Source organism: Bacillota bacterium (genome assembly GCA_012842395.1).
Lineage (GTDB): Bacteria > Bacillota > SHA-98 > UBA4971 > UBA4971 > UBA6256.
In genome coordinates this window covers 1-20353 of the sequence record DUSX01000014.1, presented here as the reverse complement: position 1 = coordinate 20353, position 20353 = coordinate 1, and the positions used below count along the sequence as shown (strand labels likewise).

Below are 20353 nucleotides of genomic sequence, written 5' to 3'. Positions count from 1 at the left end.
ATGTCAATAGCGTAACCGCATATACGTGGCACAACATTTCCCGATCTTGCGGATGCCGCTGTCCATTTCATGCGGGTTCCCGGATCCGTGGCACATCAAAACCCCGTTTTGCTGTCAAACGTGAGTCAGGGTGCATCGGCCGGCCGTCCCAGGTGGTGAAGAGCCTGTTCGACCCCTGCCACAGGTCCCCGACTTGCAAGCGATGCTCTGCCTGAGCGGCCTTATACTGCTTTAACACAGCCATTACGGAGGCCGGGACGGCAAGTATTCGCTTCGAAGTCTCCGTCTTCGGCTCCTTCGTAAACACGCCGTGGCCCGGCAGGTATTGGCTGGACCGCTGGACCTCAATAGTGTCGGCCTCGAAGTCCACGTCCTGCCATTCGAGGCCCATTAGCTCTCCGCGCCGGAGGCCCGTCGCGAGCTCGAGGAGAATAGCGGCCTTGAATTGCAAGGGTGCCGTCTCGAGGGCGGCGAGGAGCTCCGCTGTCTGCTTTTCATCGTAGTAGGACACCTTTGCGCGCTTGAGTTTCGGCGCCTCAACCTTATCTGCCGGGTTTTGCGAGAGAATTCCCCACTTTACCGCGTCGCTAAACATGGCGTGCAGAACCCTATGGTAATAGAGTATCGTTTTCTCCGAGAGCCGGCCCGCGCGCCTGTCCCTGCGAATACCCTCCTCTCGCAGGTTGTTATAGAACTCCACGAGGTGGAGCGGCTTAATTTTGCCGAGTTTCAGGTGGCCCATAGCCTCGCCCGCTCTTTCGAGAATCTCTCTGTAGCGGAGCCTGGTTTTCGGCGCGAGGTCCGGCTTGCCGTCCCTGAGCCATTTCTCGGCGAAGTCCTTGAGCGTGAGCTTTGTCGGATCCACGTAGAGGCCCTTCTCAACCTCGGCGACGAACTCAACGAGGAACCTTTCAGCTTCCTTCCTTGCCTTGCAGCGCGTCAGCTTGTTGCAGTCCTTGCACGACCTCTCGGGGCAACTAGTGTTCACGGTGACCGTCTTCGTCTTCTTCTCCTGCTTCCCGTCCGGCCCCATACCGCAGGACACTATGAGCCGCCACGAGTCTTTACCTCTCTTCTCGAGACTTCCCGCCATTCGCTGACCCTCCCTTAATCCATTTTTCTATCCTTGCAATTTCAAAACCCGTTTCGTCAGCGATCTCCTCCACGGATCTGCCTTCTCTGAAGAGCCTCAGAACCTCCCTCTTATCTTGGTTGAACTTTGCCTGACGACAGCCGTCATGGTAGATCTGATTCCTGCGCGGTTTAATTATCGGCTCCTCACAGAAAGGGCATATCCGGTAGTCTTGTTCTATCTGGTTCGTGACTTTCAAGTAAAAGAGCGTCCATATGGCTTGTAGTAGAGTGGGAACCGACCACGAGGAGTAAAACCGGGGGACAGACTTGCCTTGCCTATACTCAAATTGGTAACTAATTACGGGGAGAACAGGATAATCCCATGAGGCGTGCATTTTCGCGAGAATGATTCTCAGCAGTAGAAAACTTCCCGCTTCTATTGGATCGTCAATCTCTTGCAAGACTTTCTCTATCGGGGGCTCACCGTCGCAGCCCGTTTTCGGGCAGTCCACTGTACTAGTGACCTCACCGTCACGCAGACACTCCTCATACTGCTCAGGCTTACATTCATCGAGCCCTCGTAGACGCAATGCGTCCCAGTTGCCAATAAGATAGGCTATGTGCTGCTTTACTCTCTCTTTATCCAACGCCATAACCTCTTCAAAAAGGCGAAGTGCGTTATAAGCAATCCTGGCTTCTCTATGGAATTCCTCAACTGAACTCCCGCGCTCCCATTCGATTTTTGCATGTGAAAGATAAAAGGGAGGATCGGCGTATAAGATGTCGCCGTATGATTGAACGAATTTCAATATCCTATCTTTTTGTGGCTGTTCGCTTCTTCCTAGCGAGGCGAATTCAAGGAATACCTCCGGCGAATCGGTAAAGGGATTATAAACCCGAGATATTCCGCTGGCCGGGGAGCTCCAGATACATTCGGGCTCGTCATAATCTATTACCTTGCCGCCAAGTAAATCGGCTACTTCTTTCTCAGGTGATTGAGCAAATAGTTTTTGATGCTCCTCACTTGTTGGAGTGTAGATTTTATATTGCCTATAAACCCCCCACCTGTTATCTTCCGGTGAACGTAAAAACTCCGGCATACCCTCCGGCGGGAAATCCTTTTCGGATAACCCCTTCCTTCTCGCCTTATCGAACAAGAACCGGGCGCCCATAAGAATAGCCTCCTAGGTTTACGGATGTTTACGGATATTCCTATTGCTGAAGCTTTATTACCATGTTACCCTAAGTATAGGTTAATCCTAGAGATCTGTCAATAAAGTTTCTTCATTAGGAGGCTAAAGGGCATGGTACGGCTTAACGCGTTGAAATTGGCCCGAATGAAAGCCGGGCTAAGACAAATTGATCTTGCGGTAGCCCTGGGGGTCAGCGAAAGCCTGATAACGAAGTGGGAGACGGGGAGAGCAAAGCCGGGTGGGCGTTTCCTCGAAAGGCTGGCGCAATTGTTAGGTACAGAGCCCCGCCGACTTCTTGAGGAGGTGGAAAGGGATGAGTAGGGTGACCATGCCGGCGAAACAAGCGGCTGAATACTTAGGAATGAGTTATTGGAAACTGCTGGAGTACGCCAAGGCGGGAAAGATCCCTCACGTGCGCCTCCCCGGCAAGCTGCTGTTTCGCCGTGAGTCCCTCGATAAGTGGCTCGAGCAGCAAGAGCAAGCGAGCTTGCACTGCGAGCCCGAGTCTGTGCCGGGGCAGATACGAAAGCTGAGCTAGAGCGTGCGAGGGAGGAATGAACGTGAAGAAAGCCCCGGCGCAGGCCCGGGGCGCGGAAAGGTGGTGGACGCGTGTCCATTGACATTATACCATTCGATGAGGCCCAGCTAAGGAAGAAGTCTCAGAACCTACTCTACGTGGCAATTCGCTACCTCGCAGACGGCGCCGGGCAGGGATACCTCCGGCCCGAGGACCGCGAGGACTTTCAGAAAGCGGCCTGGCGCTTGCGAACCGTGGGCGACCTGACGCAAGCCCAGGCGCGCGCGGCCTGGCGGCGGCTCAGGAGATACGAAGAGGTCCTCGCGGCGGCCGGGATTCAGTTTGAGAGGATTCCTGAGCCTCAGTGTCCGTGCGAGGCCGTGAAGCTGATCGAGCTGGTTGAGGACGGCGCGCTTTTGTTCCACGACGCGGGCCGCGTCGCGTACGCGGTTCTCAGCCGTGAGGACGGACACTTGGAGTGTCACGCCGTCAAGAGCCGCGACTTCAAACTATGGCTCCAGAGCCGCTTTCGCGCCGAAGTTGGTAAAACCCCGTCGAACCAGGCGGTGGCTGACGCGCTTTCGGACGTCGAAGCGACGTGCATCTTCTCGCGCGCGGAACAGCAAGTCTTCGTGCGCCTGGCTGAATACAACGGGAGAATCTACCTCGACCTCGGGAACCCGGCCTGGGAGGCTGTGGAGATAAGCCCCTCGGGCTGGCGCATCATCGCGAACCCGCCGGTGAACTTCCGGCGTCCTCGCGGCATGGCCGCTCTCCCCCGGCCCGAGCGCGGCGGCAACATAGATGAGCTTCGAAGGTTCGTCAACGTCGCGGATGATGACGACTGGCGCCTGCTCGTGGCCTGGCTCGTGGCCGTGCTGAGGCCTCGCGGCCCGTATCCGGTCCTGGTTCTAACAGCAGAACAAGGCGCGGGCAAGACGACTGTGGTTCGCGTACTCCGCTCGCTGGTGGACCCCGCGACCGCGCCGGTGCGGACGACGCCCAGGGACGAGCGCGACTTGATGATAGCCGCCACAAACGCCTGGATGCTCGCGTTTGATAACCTCAGCAACATCCCAGGCTGGCTTTCGGACGCGCTGTGTCGAATCGCAACGGGCGGCGGGTTCGCAACGCGGGCGCTGTACTCCGACAGCGATGAGGTGATTTTCGACGCGACGCGACCCCTCGCGATAAACGGTATCGAAGACGTTGTAAGCCGCCACGACCTTCTAGACCGCGCGCTGCTCCTGAACCTGCCGCCGATTCCCGAGGACCGCCGGCGACCCGAGGAGGAGTTTTGGCGTGAATTCGAGGAAGCCCGGCCTCACATTCTCGGCGCGCTACTTGACGCGGTAGCCGAAGGCCTGCGAAACGTCGAACACGTCAACCTAGACAAGCTACCGCGCATGGCCGACTTCGCTAAGTGGGTTGTCGCCTGCGAGCCGGCGCTGCCGTGGCCGGCGGGTGCATTCATCGAGGCCTACACCAGCAACCGCGCCGAGGCTGTAGACCTCGCGCTTGAAAGCGACCTCGTGGCGAATGCTGTTCGCGACCTTCTCACGGAACGCGAGAGCTGGAGCGGGACGGCGACAGAGCTCTTAAACGAGCTTGAGCGATACACGACAGAGCAACAGCGAAAGAGCAAGAGCTGGCCGAAGAACGCGAAAAGCCTGAGCGGCCGCATCCGGCGCGCGGCGACATTCCTACGAACCATCGGAATCAAGATTGAATTCACTACGCGCGGCCGGGACCGCGAGAAGCATCGCGCTATCGTCATAGAAAGAGTATGCGCGCGTGCGTCCCCATCGTCCCCGGAACCCGCAAAGCCGCATGATTCCTCACTTTTTGCGGGGACGCAAATGGGGACGCAAAACGAAGCGGGGACGCAAACGCGATCTGTCGCGTCCCCGCCGGAACGCAAGCACGACGCGGCCGGGGACGCAGGGGACGCAGGGGACGATGATTTGCATTCTCTATCTGGCAACCCTCGTGAATGGGAGGAGGGAACGGTATGACCCCGGCCGCGCTTCTGGCCCGCCTTCGCGCCTTGGGTGTGGACTTACGCGCCGATGGCGACGCGCTTCGCTATCGGGCGCCAGCGGGGGTGCTCACGCCTGAGCTGCGGCAGGAGCTAATCGAGCACAAGGAAGAACTCCTCGAACTCCTCCGGCCCGCAACCCTGCCCGCCGGCTGCACAGTGAGGTTCGTAGGGCCCTCGCCCGTGATTCTCGGACCTCACGGCGAGAACCCGATTGACTTCCGCTTCGACGTGGACAAACAAGCCTGGGTCCACGACCCCGGCTGGTGGCGGGAGAAACAGAAAGGTGGTGGAGATATTCCCACCACCTAGATGAGGAGGTTATGGCCTATGAAACGCGAGACTGACTCAAAGCTGGTTCCCTTCCGTTGTCCCCGGTGCGGGTGGCTCGTGGCGTGGCCTGCGGACGCGGTAGGCGCGCTTTTTTACTGCGTGTGAAGTTGTGCGCTTCGAGGGAGGGGGTGAAGGCACATGACTCCAATGCAGGCCATTCGCAAGAAATGCCTCGACTGCTGCTGTGGGAGCTTCCAAGAGGTCAAGCTATGTCCGATTCGCACATGTCCGCTCTATCCGTACCGGTTCGGGAGGCGGCCTAAGCCAGATAAACCTTACCTAAGGGAGATTCGAGCAAAACTCCCTAGCTAGCTACCCACCTTTCGCAAGAGAAAGGCCTTTGCTGCCCTGATCCTTGCCTGATCACGGAAAGGGGTGCAAGCGTGAACGACTACTGGAGGACCGAGCAGCCCGTCGTAGCCGCAAGCGCGAAGAACGTGGAAAGCGAACGTGCATGTTGGAACCGACCCCGACAGGCAGGAAGTGTATGCTCGGGTGGAGAATAGCAAAGGGACCCTAGGCCTGCAGCGAGTTCGTTGCGTCGTACCCCCTCCAACCGCAACAAGAACCATCTTACAACGTCGCAACCGACGAAGCTAGCGCGTCCATAGTGACCGTGTACGTCGAAAGTCACCCCATCACCATCACCGAGTAGGGCCGCAAGCGCGCAGGGGGCGCGGACGTAGGTCGACATGTCCTGGTGCGCACCAAGGGCGGCTGCAGGGCCGCCTTTGACTATCAAGGGGGTGCTTGTTGTGCGGAAGGCGTTGTGTGTGGCGGTCGTCGTGGTGCTGGCGTGGACAAGCGTGGCGGTGGCGCAGGAAGCGGTCTTCCGGGGCTTGCGGTGGGGCGATCCGCTATCGTTGCTCGGCGAGGTTACCCAAGTCGCGGTTGAGGATACGGGCATTCCGGGCCTCGCCTTCTGGAGGAAGGTCAACGAGGATCTTGTGTTGGGCGGTGTGGTGCCCGTGGAGAGCATAGGATACGGCTTTCTCGACGGCGAGCTCGCGGCCATAGTAATCGTGGGCGGGGACTACAAGGCGCTGAGCGGCATAGCGCGGGCGCGGTATGGGCGCCCTACGCCTGCATACTCAACGGCAGACAGTGAAGTCTATGTCATGTCCGAGTCCGTGTGCGTGGTGGCAAGGGACGGGCAGGGCGGACTTCTAATGCTCATGAGCGGGCCACTGTTCTACGCCTTCCAGAACCATGAGCAATGGCAGATCGAGGAGGCGGCTAAGGAGTTCCAATGAAAGGCCACGTCCGCAAGCACGGCGACGGCTACCAGGCGATTATGTACCTCGGGCGGGGTGCTGACGGCAAGCCGCGCTGGCAAGTGGGGGCCGCGAGACGCATATTCCGGGAGGTCCTCGCAAGCCTGGAGCGACCGAAGAAAGCGGCGGGAAAGCGGCCTTACCCATTTTCGCGCCATTTCCATGATGGTGACCGAGGCCGCTGCCCCCGCTTTTACGGTGCGTTGTTTCGGTGTTGTTCTCGCGCACAGGACGGCCTTTGGAGGCGCGTTCGCTCCCCGGTAGGGGAAAAGACTACCCTCGGCGCGAGAGAGGCACACCTTCTAGCCGTCCTGGCCCGCTTTTTTGTGGTGTCTAACTGTCCACCTGCGCGCCTCTTTTTTATGGTGTTTCATTGTTCACTATCGTCAACAGCGACGCCTCGGGTCAATACCCTTCACTTCGTAGCCTCTCGGATTCATCTGTGAGCCACTGATATGCCTGTAAAAGAGGAATTTCCCCGGTCTCCATTAGATCCATGGTACCGAGGAATATTCTCATGCGCATTGTGGGGATATAACCTCCGAGATCCTTCAGCGCGGCAACTCTCGCCTTGAACACGTCTTCTGGGTCCGGCTGGAACATCTGCTTCGCCACCACATAACGAGCCAGTCGTACCCGCGCCGGATAAGTTAGATTCGGACGCAAGTATGGTAGCACGTAGGCAGCCTCAAACCTGGATAGGTCCACGTCGGGATGGGCCTGCATATACCGAATACCAAAGTCCCACAAAGAGTCCAGCAGAGACGCAGTTGGCACCATCCCGGAGGAGAGAAGCGTACCCGAGAGGATACTATTGATCGCCTCCTGTTGCGCTGCCTTCAGCCATTCTCCATATCCGCCGGGCTCCTCCCCGCTAGCGAGTCCTGCGACCCCCAGTGCCAATGCGACGGAGACAACCCCCACGAATACCGCAACCGTGCGTAGTCTCTGCGTCTCATGGTCCTTTACATGCGGAACGAAATAGAGACTCTCTATACCCCTTCGCACACGGGCCACCTCCTGTCGGCTTCACAGTCGGATATTTCATTTGTTACTTGTGGCACGAATCCTCTTCCTGGCGCGTCTTCTTTACGGTGTCCAACTGTCCGCTTTCGTCACAAGCGACGCCTCAGGAGAGTTGGCCATGTCATGCGAAGTGCCATGGGCGGGTTCACTTTCTACAGCCCGGCTGCCCGGGACCGGGGCTGCGGTCAATTGCGAGGAAAGGTCCCCGTCCAGATCCTGTCCATCTACGAGAGAGGAAGGCGAAATAGATGACGCGGAGACGAGCAGGGCGGGAGGCGGTAAGGTTCGTGGCGAATCCCCTCGCAACAGGTTGCGGCCTGCGCGCAAACCGAACCGAACCACAAAAAGAGAACCCCGCTCTTGGGTGAGGACGACGCCCGGCCGCTGACACCGCACTGACACGCCACTGACACTCTGCCCCTGCGACCGCTCGCGTTGAGGCCCGCTCGTGAGCGGCAGAACACGAACAAGGCGAACACGCGGCCTGCCAATACGAACAAGGCGAACGACCGTAACAAGCTGCCGTTTCGGCGTTCCACTGTTCCAGCTTGTCTCACTTTGTCCCGGCGAACAACCGTAACAACCCGCTGGCGACGAGCGCCCCGTGGAAATGTTTCCACAGGGCAACAAACGAACAACCGTGACAACCTTAACAACCCGCTGGCGACCGTAACAAGCGCGCCGGGAACGGAAACAAGGGAAACACCCCTCGCCCCGGCGGTAGACGCACGGCAAAAAGGGAGCTTTGCACACGCGAGGCCGGCTGCCCGGTCGCCGTGTAGCTGCCCGAGAATTCTCCGCCCCCCCCTAAGACCTCCCGGCGTGGTGGGGAACGCACCCCGATTTTGCCCGTGTTTTGACCCTCCAAGTGGGGAAGAAAGCGCGGTTTTCTCCCCACTGGTTCCCCACCATTCCCGCCTCGAATTCACCCCATTTTAGCTGGCCTTTAGGAAAGGCTAGGTTACATAATGCATATTATGCGAACCAAACACATATGCGGATTATTCCACGCCATTACTTGACAGTGCACTCCGTTCACTTAGAATAGCCTTGGAGGTGATATCATGGATGAGCGGTCCGAAGCGCTGAGAGTTGAGGAGGTTGCCCGGCTGTTGCAGGTGTCCCCTAGAACAGTGTACGTGCTCCTGAAGTATGGCAAATTGCGCGGCGTGAGGATAGGGCGCGCGTGGCGCGTGCCTCGGGATGAGGTTGACAAGTTCCTGCACCCTGACCGGCCGTCAACCTCGGAAAGTTGACGAGTCGAAACATCCCACCTTTCACGGTAGGCGGCCGGAAGGTTTATAGGCGTTAGATAGCGTAATAGAGGGGGGAGGCCCCCATAATCTCCACGTCCGGCCTCCTCGGGACCGGCGGCGCGGCCGATTGTGCGAAAAGGTCCCCATGAGGAACAAGCTGTACGCGACCTGCATGAGAACCTGACGGGGAGATTTGAGGGCAAACAGGGTGCCTAGAGCGTGTCAAGTGTGACATTGACAACCTTGACGTTGACAACCCGAACCACAAAAGGCGGCGCGTGCGGCCGTGTGAACGTGCCTGTTGTACGCGACGCCTTTTTTCTCTTCTCGCAAAACTCTCGAAATCGCACAGGTAACCTGCGGGTAACCGGCGGGTAACCGGCGGTCTACTTGCGGGCATAGCAAGCCCCGGAGCAACGCGCACCGGGGCTTTCGTTTTCCAGGTACTTAGCCTGTACGTTTGCCTGTACGCGGGACCTCACCGCTCGCAGAAACCCCGAAATAGCTGGCGCGCCCGTAGGGACTCGAACCCCCGCCCCTCTGATCCGAAGATAGAGCCTTCTCCGCGGCCGCGACGCTTAGGCATCGGCCCGCGCCTCCTCCTCCAAGCGCAGGTGCATTTCGAGTGCTTCGAGAGCGGCCTTTTTCGTCATATAGCCCGGCCCGCGCCTGTCCACTATGCGTGCGTCAGTGCGCTGTAAGTATCAGCGGTCAAGTCTGTCATCACACGTGTCACGATACGACCCACGCACTACCTCCCAACCTAGCCTTTTCGCCTGAGCCTCCGTCAACATGTCGTTCATTCTCCTTTCGCCCGGCCCTCTATCGTGGCCCGCGGCGCGGCGTCCATGGGTAACATTGGGGATAGTTTGGGGATAGTTTCTTCAAGAAAGCCCCCAAAACGGCCTTATGGAAACCTATACCACGCGACTAAAAGGCCAGCATAACCTCACATTCGCCTATCCCCGCCAAAGCAAACCAACAGCTAAACCCACACTCGTAATGCGCAGGTTACCGGTTCAAGTCCGGTCGTCGGCTCCATTCTTTTTGCAGCTAGACCGTCGGTCGCGAAGAACGTTGCCACAAAATGCGCACAAAACCGTTGCCAAACCGTTGCCATGTCACTCCCTCGAAGCCCTCCTCCCGGATCCCTTGCCGGCATCCTGAGCGTCACGGAGAGACTTCTCGATCGCAGCGACCGCCTGCTCGTCCCGCCCGGGCATCAGGTGGCCGTAAATGTTCATCGTGGTGCTGATGTCCCGGTGCCGGAGGCGCTCTTGTATCTCCTTCGGATGTAGGCTAGGCCCAGGGAGATCAGCCATGTGGCGTGCGCGTGCCGAAGGCCGTGGAACGTGATCCCGTCTGTGCCGCGGCCCTTCATCCACTTAGGGAACCAGGAGGAGATGGAGTCAGGGTGACAGGGGGCGCCATCGCCGCGATCGCAGACGAGGTCGAAGTCCTTCCACCCCTCGCCCTTCTTGAGCCTGCGCTTGTTCCGCTCCGCGCGGTGAGCGCGTAGGGCGTCAACGGTGATTGGCGGGATCGTCACGGTGGCGTGACTCCCATCGGTCTTCGCGTCCTTCATGTATATGCCCTCTTCGGGCGTGTACCCCAGGGTTTGGTTGATGGTAAGCCGGCCGGCTTCGAGGTCCACGTCCTGCCACCGCAGGCCGAGGATCTCGCCTCGGCGGAGCCCGCATGTGACCGCCAGAAGGATCGGGATGTAGTATGGGGTCTTACGGGCGTCCGCAAGCATGGACGCGATCTGCTCCGGAGTAAGGGGCTTTACCCTCGCCTGCCAGCGCGGGAGCTTGGGGAGCTCCAGGCCCGAGGCGGGGTTCTGCCTAATGAGGCGGAACTTCACGGCCGCCTCCAGAGCCTTGTAGAGGACCGCATGGTGATAGCGTATCAACCCTGGCGATAGCGGCCGGGCGTCCTGGGTGTCCTCATCGGCCTTGTCAGCGCCGTTGGCCTTGCCGGTCCGCCCGGCGCGGCTGAGTTCGACGTAGAACCGCTGTATGTGTAGCGGCTGCAGCTTGTCCAGCCGTATGTGGCCGAGCCTCGGGATGAGTCGCAGGTCGATGCACTCGGCATAGCGCCTGCGCGTCTTAGGCCCGAGGCGATCCTTCTGCATGTCATACCACTGGCGACACCAGTCGCCGAGGGTGAGGGCAGTTGGCTCCACATATGTGCCGTCATCGAGCTCACTCATCATCCGGCGCATCTCGCGCTCGGCTACCTCGCGGTCCTCGGTCGCGATGTTCTTGGCGATGCGCTTGCGCTTGCCGGTAGATGGATCTTTCCCAAGGTCGATGATGATTGTGTACGAAGAGCTCCAGCGCTTTTCGATATGGCCTCGCAAGCCGTGTCGCCTCCCCCAACTCACAGGAGCGCACCGAAACGCCAGCCTTCTCTGTCAATAAGCTGCGTGGATACGATCGCTGCGCACAGGTCGAAGCGCTAGCATTCCTGAAGAAGGTCGGGAATGCTCTTACCCAACTGATTCCTGGTCATCGCTGCCGCGGCAGCCTGCAGGATAGATAAAGCCGAGGGCAAGACCACACGCGCCACTCCGGGCTATCCGGACGAATACCCTTCATATAGGATGATGCACTGGTTCGCGATCCCCTGCGTTTCCTTTCTCAACGGGTTCGACGATCACATAGCCCGTCGGCGTTTCCTTGAACCTTATCGCAGGCCCGTACATGGTCGCCCCGCTGGCACGGATTCGGTCTGAAATGCACCATCGGCAGAACTTGTTGCTTAAGAGCGCGCGTGAAGAACGCTTAAGTCGCCTTCCACAGAATGGGCACTTCGCCACTACTGTTCCGCCTCCATATCCTGGAACACCCTTCTTATCACTTGCTCCGCCTTGCGGAGTGGTAACGGGCCGCAGTTCCAGGGCTTCCTAGCACGGGTCAGATTGTCGGACAAACGAATCGTGCACCCTTTGATTCGCCACCCGTGAGCGTCGGGCTCCATAATAATTCTCCACTCATGGGTCGCAGACCTGCGGAACCACAAATGCCCAATCCCATCCCACCTATATTGCCAATCTAGCAGGGAATCAACTCGTCCGAGTGCATCAGCCATCTCCAACGCCGTCTGGTATCTGCGGCTAGGATCCAGTTGGAGTGCTTTCCTAATCACTCTTCGCAGAGAGCTGGGAACATGAGCCAGGAAACGATCGCGGCGGGGGAAATGGCCAGTAGCGATTAGCTGCGACAACCTGTCTCTCGAGCTTGAGGGATGTACCTGGCTTTTGAAAAAGGCATCGCCGTTTGCAAGCCTATAGAGGGTTAGCCCTACCTGGTAGATGTCTGATAGCTTGGTGGTCATATTGGACACAAGGCATTCTGGTGGCCAATGATAGAGATACAATGGGGGAACACTTGCCACCCCCAGATCGTTTACTCTCCGGGACTGGCCAAAGTCAGATACCAGGGCAGTCCCATCATTGCCGATTAAGATGTTCGTTGGCTTGATGTCAAAGTGTACGAATCCTGTTGCATGGATGTGATGAAGCCCAGCTAGAATGTGTTGTCCGTAAGTCACTATTTCTCTAGTAGTCAAAGGGTGTCTCTGAATGATCTTGCTGAGCGATCCCTTCGCGAAATACGGCATAGCTATCCTTACGCAGTCGTCGCCCTTGCAGGCATACTGAACGGGCACGACCCTGCTACAGGCAGTGGCAAAAAGAGTGACCGCCTCCCGGAAATACTCATCGGGGTTCTCGAACTGATCCAGGGGTACTTCCTTCAGGGCTATATGCCCATTAAGCTGAAGATCGCGAGCAAGGTACACTGTCGAATTCCTTCCCTCACCGACACCGATTTGCTGGAGTATTTCGGCTCGGATTTCAGACACTATTTCCATCCCCATACCCTCTTCACGCCTCCCTAGCAGAGAGAGCGGCAATCGCAACTAGAACGGCTTCCTTCTTGTTGGAATTCAGGGTGCTCCATCTCTTCACGCCTCGGAAACTGGTTGCTTCCAGTATGGTTGTTACGGATCTCTCGCCCAGCCTTGCGGCTATGGTGGCCAGTGGACCCACAACGCATCCAAGCCCCATGCAGGCACACGCTTCCATCAGTACCCCCTCGATATTCGCCCGCTTCTGTGCGCCCTGTCTGGCTGCTGAACCCATCCTTCCTGCAAGAGGTTCAGGCAATCTGACTCCACAGGCGTGGACCTCAAACTCGCGGATTAATGCTATACACTGCTCTCTATACCATGCAAGAGCCTGAGGAAACTCGTAGGCCCTGGGGGCTCGCAGGACGTCCACGGTCAGGAGAGCAGGCTCTGCAGGGGTCCCCTCTGCGACCGCATAGTGTACTTCTGAAGCGGTTGAACGGAAGCCAATACCCTTCAATGACAGTCCCTCCCTTGCCGTCAGTTCTCACGACCCACCCATTGTTGTCGCCGTAGTAGAGGAGGTTCATCGTGTGGCAGGCCCCTAATTAAGCGGCCTTATCTCGCCCCGTCTCCGACACGCCATGTCATGGACAGGGTGAACACACCACCCTGCAACTGGGACTCTATGATCTGCCAGAACATCCTCTGACGCCGGATAGGAAGGTCGGCGTACGCCTAAGGCTCCCTGCGCCCGATCTGGCCTCCTGGGGCTACCCCGCTCTTCCCTACTTTTCGTTGTCCCTGACAGTGCTCAACGCTTCCGCAGAGATGGGCTCCTTGATAGTCTCGCTAATGATCCGGGCCACCTCGCTAGTGTCGGCCTTGATGACGGTGCCGTCGGCCAAGCGGAGGCTGTCAATCCATACGAAGCCTGTTAGCGCATCGGTACCTGACAAGGACTCCCACGATGCGTTATACGAACCCTGTGGCTTAACTCTACTTAGACCGTAGCCCCCGAAAGAGTACGTTTTCTCGTCAAAGTAGTTGTAATAGACGAAGCCAAAGCGATATGCTTCGATTGCTTGGTTGCCGGTGTTCCGGAAGCTCACGTCTGTCTTGAGTTTCGTGCTGTATTGCGAGTAGACTGGCTGAAAACTGAACTTTGTGATCTCTATACATTGGGGAAGGTTGTTGATTATGTGTGGCTGACCTGGCAACTCAGCACGCACGGGCATCGAAAAGACGAGCATCAGCAACATAGCGGACAACACGACAACCCTTGTCTTCAGCACAGAGATTCGCCTCCTCGCCGATAATCGGATCCGGCGCCGCCGCTTCCATCCGGGCGGCTCATGTCAGCCCTCTTCAGGCCGTGCGCCCAAGAGTTGACGCCTCAGGCAGCATCTGCCTGACGCCTAGACCGGCGGCCCGCACACTGCACGGCGCATACCCCCTCGCCTTCGCGTCTTCGAGGCTCATGGGGACAGCTCTTGACAGGTACCTGCACCTCAGCCGATGGTGCTCGTCTACTGTTGCCTTCTGCACTCACGGGTTTTGAACCAGGTACGTCTGATGATCACTGACGGCCGTGAGCCCGCTGGAGCCTTCCAGCCAGGCGGTCAGCCTGCGATCGTAACCGCCCGTAGCCGCTGCGCCTTGTGGAGCTGGTTCTTCCTAACCGTCCACGTGGCCGTCCTGTCGTTTACGTCGATGGTATTTGCCATGTTGATGGTTCTTGGCAGGCTAACGCGTAGAGTCATGAATATGTCGTCGGATTCTTGCTCTGTAGCATATAGTGCGGGTATGGCTGCCTCGAACAGATAGCTCCCGTCAGCCTGTTTCTTGAAGGTAATATAAGGAAAGTCTTGTGCGAGCGCGAAGTCACGGCGAGTGAGGACGATTTGCTTGCCTTCGACGCGGCAGTCATAGTTCTTCAGTAGTTCAGGGATGAGCATCGTCAACTGAGAAAACACGACGTTCATATCCTCTTCCGAAACCATATCTCCACCTATTACCGTTATCGTCAGGGGACTGACCCCTTCTTCGTTGAAATCAAGGGACAAGATCGGCTCGTAGCAACCGGAAATGAGCATGCAAACAGAACCAAGCAAGCAGAGTATCAAACTCTTGGGGTTGACGCGTGCCCACCTCCTGCACTCCACGCCTATTCCCCTCCTTCTCGGTATCCAAAAGCGGCTAGCGGACACACAAAGCTGCATGTTCTCTGCGCACCTCTACCGCGTCTAGTTTCTTTTCGGCCGGCGCCGGAGCCGACCCTTCAGAAGCGTCCTTAGCCGCCTTGGTCGTGATGTAAACGCATTACGCTACCGGGTCTCACCTCACGTCAGCGCCCAAGGCCTCCGCCACGGCCTGCAGCGGGACCATGACCTGGCCCTCGATGATGCGGCCCTGGGCGGCCGGACCAAGGTCCACGCCGTTGACAATAACGCGGACTGGGGAAGCCGCGTAGACGAGGCCTGCGAGCGCGGAAGACACAACGAGACAAAAGAGTAAAGTCCGAGACCTGCGCACAGGCATCACCCTCCTGTCATACTTGGGTAATCCTTCAAGAGTAGTCAACACAACTCCCATGATTCCAGGGATTACACCGCAAAAGCCGCCAAATGGTCTTCGCGGTGCCAACCCAGAAGCCGTAATTCTTGTGCGCAGGGAGACAATACTCCGAGTCTGTCGTAACCGATCAGATTTATACAAAGAGAAAGCTCGCCAACTGCGGCTCGCCCTGCCATGCCCCCGTCATTTGCCCCCTTGTAATGTCTCACTCACGCTGATTGCGTGCAGAATGTTGAATACCCACAGTACAACTATCATGAGACCGACCAGCACGTGTCCAACCGTTAGTGTTGGAGAAGGTTCCCAACTGAATCTCGGCTGGGTGAGAGTACGAATGCACCAAGTGGCATACACAAGCAGGCCAATCACCCATGCAAGCATGATTGGTATCCCCGAGCCGGGGCTGCCTGCATATATCTGGCCGAGGCCTGGCAAGATTGCGGATAGCGCCCCAGCGAGTCCCGATGTATGAGCAAGGAGATGACGCCTGAAATCGCGTAATTCGCGTTGCAGCAGCTCCACACTTTGCTTATTGCCGCCGGCGGCAATCGTCGAGCCGGATCCTGGGCTGGACGTTGAGGCATGTGTATGGCTATATAGATGAGGCCCTGACAGGCTTGCTCCGCAATGCGTACAGAATTCGTTGTGCTCCGCGTTTTCCGTCCCACAGTCAGGACACTTGCTCATGGGCCGATCGCCTCCAATATCTGAGACGTGTTGTAGCCGATTGCACGGCGGTGTTTCCGCCCGGAGAGCCCGCGCTACTAAGTGATCGAACCTCTGACAATCGCTAATTCAAGGAGATAGTCTGTGCCTCTCGTTTCGTGTACATGGCGCCCACCCAATACCTCTTGTCAACCCTTTGCCGAGATGAGGGACGGGGGCTCCTCAAAGGGCTTGCCACACGTGTCTGTGGTCACTGCTACGCCCCTGTGGACATGGGCTCTGCGATGGTCTTCAACCAGCGTTCGTAGCCACACATCTTTCCAGCGGTGAAGAAACACCTATCGCCCATCATGCTGCGGGCTTCGGGTCAGCCACCGCTCTTGGCGCCGGAACCTCGAATTGGTCAACACAGTCTCGCTGCGTTGACTAGCAGGTTATAGGTGAACCAGCCGTCCCCGGTGATAAAGAATTGCGGTTTTGCCGTCGCTGCATCCCGCTGGATCCCAACCCCATCTGAATACGGCACGAACGAAACTACTTTGTCCAGGCGCACCCGAAAGGCCTTTGTCGCACCCTGGAAGTAGATGTGCTTTGTTGTCACCGCAAGTATCCCCGTATCTACGCGCACTCTTTCAGTCGTTTCCACCGGCAGTCCTCGGAAAGAACCAACTCGGTAATATACCCCCTTGGCAATCCGGAAACTCATCCCGTGACTCCCGCCCACGTATTGCCGGCGGGTCTTTTCTTCGTAATAGGCCACGTTGTCGAAGGCCCAGATCAGAGCCTCACCCTTTTGAAAGTTGAATGGTAAGCCTCCTATTGGGTGGAAGCGCGAAGGAACTCGTCCTTCCATAAGCTCGCGCAGCACTGCGCCTTTTACAAACCGAGTGTAGGCGCCATTCCTATCTAGGTCCCCTTGGGTGAGGCCAAACTGCTCGGCAAACTGAGTGAGCCGGGCTTCTTCTTGCGCATCCAGATTGCCGTCTTCCAGAAAGTGGCTTACCGCTTGTTGCCAGCCGTCAATCAACGCCTGCTGCACCTGGTCCGGAGTAATGAAACTGTCCTTCGCGATTTCAACGAGCCGATTGCCGAGGTTGTTCACAGGGCCTTCGGGATTCTCTCCTAATGCCGCAACTTTGGCCAACCTAACCATTTCGGCCCAGCCTTGGTTTCGCTTTTCCGCGCACTCTCGATGCATGCTGCGCAAGAGTCCTGCCGGTTTCCCGCAGTAGACGCATGTGCCCATCAGGAGTCCCCCTTCCAGCCGAGGTCTGCCTCATGTAGACGTGCCGTCGATGCTTTCTCCGCAGAACGCAAAACAAACTAGATTCCCAGTCAATTCCGAGATGCTGGCGTGGGCTGTGCCCGTGACAAGGACATCCACCTGGAGGCAGGCAAGCAGTACCTGGCAACTCCCTCACGGCAGCCCTCGTCCTCTCGGGATTGCTCCGGTCCGCGAGCCTACATGCGTGCGAGGAGTTCAGACTTCTTCTTCTCGAACTCGTCTTCGGTCAGTATCCCTGCCGCTTTGAGCTCCGCAAGCTTCTTAATCTGGGTCGGAATGTCGTCAGGCTGGGCTGTTGCCGCTGTTTCGCGCGCTGCTCTGCGGGCTTGCTCGACCTGGCGTCGTATTACGTTGGCTGCCTCCTGAAACAGTCGCTTCTTCGAAGAAGGGAAGTTGCACACGTTCTCAGCTTGTCGTGCATCGGCGTATGCTCCCAGCACATCGTGCTGGCGATGGCCATGGCGTGCCTCCACGGAACCGGACGCAGTGATCTGAATGCGCCCCTGGGTCAGGCCGCAGCTGTATTCGACCGAAGAAATGTCCTCATACGGGAAGCTTTTGGCCTTTTGCCCGAACATCGCGCCTGACGCGTAACCCGCCTTGAGCACCAGCACCCGGCTTTGCGTCGCCACGAGGGCCTCACCGGACAGTCCGTTCAGCCGGACAAGAACAGCGTCGTTAGGCATCACGTTTTGCTCACATGCTTTCTTCAACCCGCCTGTGAGTTCTTCGATCAAGTCAGACTGCATGAGTACCTCCCTCCCACGAGCAGCAATCGTGTGCTTGAGCGCTTCACTGAAGCGCACCTCAACTTCATAGGTCCTTTTCGGTGCAAGACAGCGTCGGCTATCTCGGCTACGCGGTCATGGAGACTCGGGCACACTCAAGGCCAGCCTCGTCTCATGGCCGGTAGGCCCGACTATGCGGTGCGTCGCGCGACCTCCAACAACGTCAGTCTCAGCCGGACCAACTCCTCGTCAGCTTTAAAGTACTCGGCCAGCTGCCAGACCTCCGTCACACCCCGCTTCACAGCTGCCACCGGCTTGTCCGCCGCTCTTCAAGGTTGGTGCCGCCACCTCACACGAGGGGACGTCGCAGGGTGGGCAGAACAGCATCACCTCATGCTTGACCATCAATGGACGCATGTGGCCGGCCGGGCTACGCTGGCATACCCTCCACGATCCCGAGTTCCTTCAGCCTCCACTGCAGCGCCTCCGCGGATACCATTATCCTTTCGGCAACTGTCTCGGAGTCATACTGGTGCAGCAAGTCGCGAACGACGTGCCCGGGCATGAGCAGAGACGCCGCGAACCTGTTCGCCTCGCGTTCACACGTCCTGGTATCGTCGAGGTTGGTCATGCACATCAGCTTGTCCAGCGACTTGTGGTACAGGTAGTGGTAGTATTCGTGGGCCATCATGAAGCGTTGACGGTTGATGTTGTGTGCTGCGTTGACGGAGACTACCGGTGAGGGTTCTCGTAATAGGACTCCGGACACTGGATCGTTGAGAGGCCAGCGAACAACTTGCACTCCTTCCGCTCTCGGGAATCCCTCCACATCGACGACTTCGGACCCTCGATCGTGATAGCGCATCAGGACGATCCGGGCCCGCTGGACCGCCTTCGACACGAACACACGCCCCCTTGGAAAGTTGTACCATAATCATAGCAGGGAACGTCCGTTCGTATCAATGCGTACCGATCCCGGCGTATCGACCCTTAAGACCAATTCAGGGGCAGTAGGCTAATTCTACTGTCCCTGTCGTTTCTCCTGCTGTTTCTTACGCTCTTCTTGCGCGATGACGAATGCGATGAAGTCTTCGACGCTTTTCTTGGCTTCCGGCCACAACCTGGCCGGCGCCCGGAACCAGGTTTCACCGAGGAGCCGTTCGATTTCCGTCTGGTCGATCTCTCCCGTGAATTACCGTCGGTCGACCTTGAACACGTCGGCGAGCTTGTCCACGAGCTCATCCGGCAGCGGCTCGATGGCGCTCTCGTACCGGGCGAGCTGCGGGACCGTGATGCCGAGGCGGTCCGCAAGGTTCCGCTGGCTCATGTCGCGCGAGACGCGGATCGCAAGGAGATAGTCGCTGCTGACGCCGAAGAAGTCGGCCAAGCGGCGGACAAGCGCGAAGTCGGGCTCTCGTTCCTTGCTCGGGGCCTCGTATCCAGCGATTGTGGAACGCGAGACGCCCAGAGCAGAAGCCAGTCCATCTTGAGTGAGCCCTCTTTGATCTCGCAGGCTCTTAAGCCTCTCCGCGAATGTTGCCATGGGATGTTGCCTCCGTGCTTAGAATATCAAGGCTGTTCCGTTTAGGCACGTTCCTTCTCGGAAGAATTTCCGCAGAACACTATCGGCGTGGTTCATCTCGGGAACTGTAATCTAGATGAACGGTGTTCCTATATGGAACTGAGAGGGGATAACAATGAAGCGCACGCCACTCATAGCCCGGCGCGAAGAACTCCACATGACACATGCGCAGGTTACCGGTTCAAGTCCGGTCGTCGGCTCCACGTGTTTTCAGACGCCGGCAGCGATTCGCTGGTCTTGATAGTCGCTCGTGCCAGCCTGCGGTTGGCGCCATCGAAAGGATGCAAAGGGAACCACCGGCTGTCTTCAGGGTAGAGTGGTCGTCGGTGGCAGCTAGCTGCCGCCGCCATCGACGCCATCGAGAGGATGAAAACGTCACTGGACGGTCATTTTCAAAGTAGTCGTCCATGGCGGCCAGCTGCCGCCGCCATCGAAAGGATGAAAATGCGGTCACGGCGAATGCTACTCTACGAACCGGTTGAGGGAGGCCGGCTTTCCTTGGTGCCGGAGAGCCCGAAAGAGTAGTCTGACCTCGGCGACCTGAGGCACCACGAAATGTTGCTCCTCTTTAGGAAGCACGCGGGGTAGAATCTTCAGTTTGGAGGTCGCCGCGCCGGTGAGTCTGGCAGAGGGGGCGGCGTGCTGATGGAGGTACTGTACGAGCGTTGCGGTGCGCTTGATGTTCACAAGAAGCTCGTGGTTGCGTGTGTCGCGACTCCAGAGGGGAAAGAGACCAAGACCTTCGGCACGATGACGAGCGAGTTGCTGGAGCTAGCTGATTATCTCGTGTCCAAGGGGTGCACGCACGTGGCAATGGAGAGCACGGGCGTGTACTGGAAACCCATCTATAACATTCTCGAGGGAACGGGAATTGAAGTTCTGGTTGTCAATGCCCGGGATATCAAGGCAGTGCCGGGGCGGAAGACGGACGTGAAGGACGCAGAGTGGATCT

General features: G+C 58.0%; 21 protein-coding genes and 1 pseudogene. 7 read left to right on the top strand and 15 right to left on the bottom strand.

Features of this window, described 5'->3' with window-relative positions; translation table 11 throughout:
- Positions 1 to 67 precede the first annotated feature (67 nt).
- Entirely contained in the window at positions 68 to 1093 is a 1026-nt protein-coding gene (locus GX515_05035; protein ID HHY32382.1) for a site-specific integrase, read from the bottom strand.
- Positions 1065 to 2246 carry a hypothetical protein gene (locus GX515_05030; protein HHY32381.1) on the bottom strand — a complete coding sequence of 394 codons (1182 nt, stop codon included), beginning with the start codon at positions 2244 to 2246 and terminating at the stop codon, positions 1065 to 1067. Before GX515_05030 ends, GX515_05035 begins: the two co-directional genes overlap by 29 nt.
- Before the next feature lie 132 nt (positions 2247 to 2378).
- Between GX515_05030 and GX515_05025 the strand changes: the two genes are divergently transcribed.
- From GX515_05025 to GX515_05005, 5 genes are all read left to right on the top strand, one after another.
- Positions 2379 to 2588 (top strand): helix-turn-helix transcriptional regulator, encoded by a 210-nt coding sequence (locus tag GX515_05025; GenBank protein HHY32380.1) that lies wholly within the window; start codon positions 2379 to 2381, stop codon positions 2586 to 2588.
- Positions 2581 to 2805 carry a helix-turn-helix domain-containing protein gene (locus tag GX515_05020; GenBank protein HHY32379.1) on the top strand — a complete coding sequence of 75 codons (225 nt, stop codon included), beginning with the start codon at positions 2581 to 2583 and terminating at the stop codon, positions 2803 to 2805. Before GX515_05025 ends, GX515_05020 begins: the two co-directional genes overlap by 8 nt.
- 71 nt (positions 2806 to 2876) lie before the next feature.
- Complete coding sequence (locus tag GX515_05015; GenBank protein ID HHY32378.1) at positions 2877 to 4799, top strand: hypothetical protein; 1923 nt, start codon at positions 2877 to 2879, stop codon at positions 4797 to 4799.
- Complete coding sequence (locus tag GX515_05010) at positions 4796 to 5134, top strand: hypothetical protein (GenBank protein HHY32377.1); 339 nt, start codon at positions 4796 to 4798, stop codon at positions 5132 to 5134. Before GX515_05015 ends, GX515_05010 begins: the two co-directional genes overlap by 4 nt.
- A 776-nt stretch (positions 5135 to 5910) precedes the next feature.
- The gene (locus GX515_05005) at positions 5911 to 6408 is read left to right on the top strand and encodes a hypothetical protein (protein ID HHY32376.1); all 498 of its coding nucleotides are present in this window, start codon (positions 5911 to 5913) and stop codon (positions 6406 to 6408) included.
- A 426-nt stretch (positions 6409 to 6834) separates the two neighbouring features.
- On the opposite strand, the gene GX515_05000 is transcribed toward GX515_05005, so the two are convergent.
- The gene (locus GX515_05000; GenBank protein ID HHY32375.1) at positions 6835 to 7437 is read right to left on the bottom strand and encodes a hypothetical protein; all 603 of its coding nucleotides are present in this window, start codon (positions 7435 to 7437) and stop codon (positions 6835 to 6837) included.
- Positions 7438 to 8519: 1082 nt separating this feature from the next.
- Between GX515_05000 and GX515_04995 the strand changes: the two genes are divergently transcribed.
- Complete coding sequence (locus tag GX515_04995; GenBank protein HHY32374.1) at positions 8520 to 8711, top strand: helix-turn-helix domain-containing protein; 192 nt, start codon at positions 8520 to 8522, stop codon at positions 8709 to 8711.
- A 1240-nt stretch (positions 8712 to 9951) separates the two neighbouring features.
- Here the strand turns inward: GX515_04995 and GX515_04990 are convergent.
- The 12 genes and pseudogenes from GX515_04990 to GX515_04935 form a co-directional block, all read right to left on the bottom strand.
- Positions 9952 to 11073: a site-specific integrase gene (locus GX515_04990; protein HHY32373.1), complete on the bottom strand. Its 1122-nt coding sequence runs from the start codon at positions 11071 to 11073 to the stop codon at positions 9952 to 9954.
- Between the two features lie 458 nt (positions 11074 to 11531).
- The gene (locus GX515_04985) at positions 11532 to 12593 is read right to left on the bottom strand and encodes a serine/threonine protein kinase (protein HHY32372.1); all 1062 of its coding nucleotides are present in this window, start codon (positions 12591 to 12593) and stop codon (positions 11532 to 11534) included.
- A 7-nt stretch (positions 12594 to 12600) separates the two neighbouring features.
- Entirely contained in the window at positions 12601 to 13083 is a 483-nt protein-coding gene (locus GX515_04980; GenBank protein HHY32371.1) for a hypothetical protein, read from the bottom strand.
- 268 nt (positions 13084 to 13351) lie between these two features.
- Entirely contained in the window at positions 13352 to 13858 is a 507-nt protein-coding gene (locus GX515_04975) for a hypothetical protein (GenBank protein ID HHY32370.1), read from the bottom strand.
- A 327-nt stretch (positions 13859 to 14185) separates the two neighbouring features.
- A complete protein-coding gene (locus tag GX515_04970; GenBank protein HHY32369.1) occupies positions 14186 to 14728 on the bottom strand; it encodes a hypothetical protein in 543 nt (180 codons plus the stop codon).
- Between the two features lie 172 nt (positions 14729 to 14900).
- Entirely contained in the window at positions 14901 to 15098 is a 198-nt protein-coding gene (locus GX515_04965; GenBank protein HHY32368.1) for a hypothetical protein, read from the bottom strand.
- 34 nt (positions 15099 to 15132) lie between these two features.
- Positions 15133 to 15234: pseudogene (locus GX515_04960) on the bottom strand (membrane protein insertion efficiency factor YidD).
- Positions 15235 to 15323: 89 nt separating this feature from the next.
- Positions 15324 to 15827, bottom strand: coding sequence for a zinc ribbon domain-containing protein (locus GX515_04955; protein ID HHY32367.1), 504 nt, complete (start codon positions 15825 to 15827; stop codon positions 15324 to 15326).
- A gap of 382 nt (positions 15828 to 16209) precedes the next feature.
- On the bottom strand, positions 16210 to 17052 hold the full coding sequence (locus GX515_04950; protein HHY32366.1) for a hypothetical protein: 843 nt from the start codon (positions 17050 to 17052) through the stop codon (positions 16210 to 16212).
- A 215-nt stretch (positions 17053 to 17267) separates the two neighbouring features.
- Complete coding sequence (locus tag GX515_04945; protein HHY32365.1) at positions 17268 to 17669, bottom strand: hypothetical protein; 402 nt, start codon at positions 17667 to 17669, stop codon at positions 17268 to 17270.
- A gap of 580 nt (positions 17670 to 18249) precedes the next feature.
- On the bottom strand, positions 18250 to 18720 hold the full coding sequence (locus GX515_04940) for an ImmA/IrrE family metallo-endopeptidase (protein ID HHY32364.1): 471 nt from the start codon (positions 18718 to 18720) through the stop codon (positions 18250 to 18252).
- 291 nt (positions 18721 to 19011) lie between these two features.
- Positions 19012 to 19362, bottom strand: coding sequence for a helix-turn-helix domain-containing protein (locus GX515_04935; protein HHY32363.1), 351 nt, complete (start codon positions 19360 to 19362; stop codon positions 19012 to 19014).
- 684 nt (positions 19363 to 20046) lie between these two features.
- On the opposite strand from GX515_04935, the gene GX515_04930 reads away from it, so the two are divergent.
- Positions 20047 to 20353: IS110 family transposase (locus tag GX515_04930; GenBank protein ID HHY32362.1), on the top strand; the 307-nt coding region annotated here is incomplete at its 3' end.

What these genes read in the sequence shown, in the direction of transcription:
- GX515_04945 (HHY32365.1), bottom strand. Translation starts at nt 17,669, where the DNA reads ATGTTCGGGCAAAAGGCCAAAAGCTTCCCGTATGAGGACATTTCTTCG.
- GX515_04950 (HHY32366.1), bottom strand. Translation starts at nt 17,052, where the DNA reads ATGGGCACATGCGTCTACTGCGGGAAACCGGCAGGACTCTTGCGCAGC.
- GX515_05030 (HHY32381.1), bottom strand. Translation starts at nt 2,246, where the DNA reads ATGGGCGCCCGGTTCTTGTTCGATAAGGCGAGAAGGAAGGGGTTATCC.
- GX515_05020 (HHY32379.1), top strand. Translation starts at nt 2,581, where the DNA reads ATGAGTAGGGTGACCATGCCGGCGAAACAAGCGGCTGAATACTTAGGA.
- GX515_04935 (HHY32363.1), bottom strand. Translation starts at nt 19,362, where the DNA reads ATGGCAACATTCGCGGAGAGGCTTAAGAGCCTGCGAGATCAAAGAGGG.
- GX515_05025 (HHY32380.1), top strand. Translation starts at nt 2,379, where the DNA reads ATGGTACGGCTTAACGCGTTGAAATTGGCCCGAATGAAAGCCGGGCTA.
- GX515_05010 (HHY32377.1), top strand. Translation starts at nt 4,796, where the DNA reads ATGACCCCGGCCGCGCTTCTGGCCCGCCTTCGCGCCTTGGGTGTGGAC.
- GX515_04985 (HHY32372.1), bottom strand. Translation starts at nt 12,593, where the DNA reads ATGGGGATGGAAATAGTGTCTGAAATCCGAGCCGAAATACTCCAGCAA.
- GX515_04955 (HHY32367.1), bottom strand. Translation starts at nt 15,827, where the DNA reads ATGAGCAAGTGTCCTGACTGTGGGACGGAAAACGCGGAGCACAACGAA.
- GX515_05035 (HHY32382.1), bottom strand. Translation starts at nt 1,093, where the DNA reads ATGGCGGGAAGTCTCGAGAAGAGAGGTAAAGACTCGTGGCGGCTCATA.
- GX515_04995 (HHY32374.1), top strand. Translation starts at nt 8,520, where the DNA reads ATGGATGAGCGGTCCGAAGCGCTGAGAGTTGAGGAGGTTGCCCGGCTG.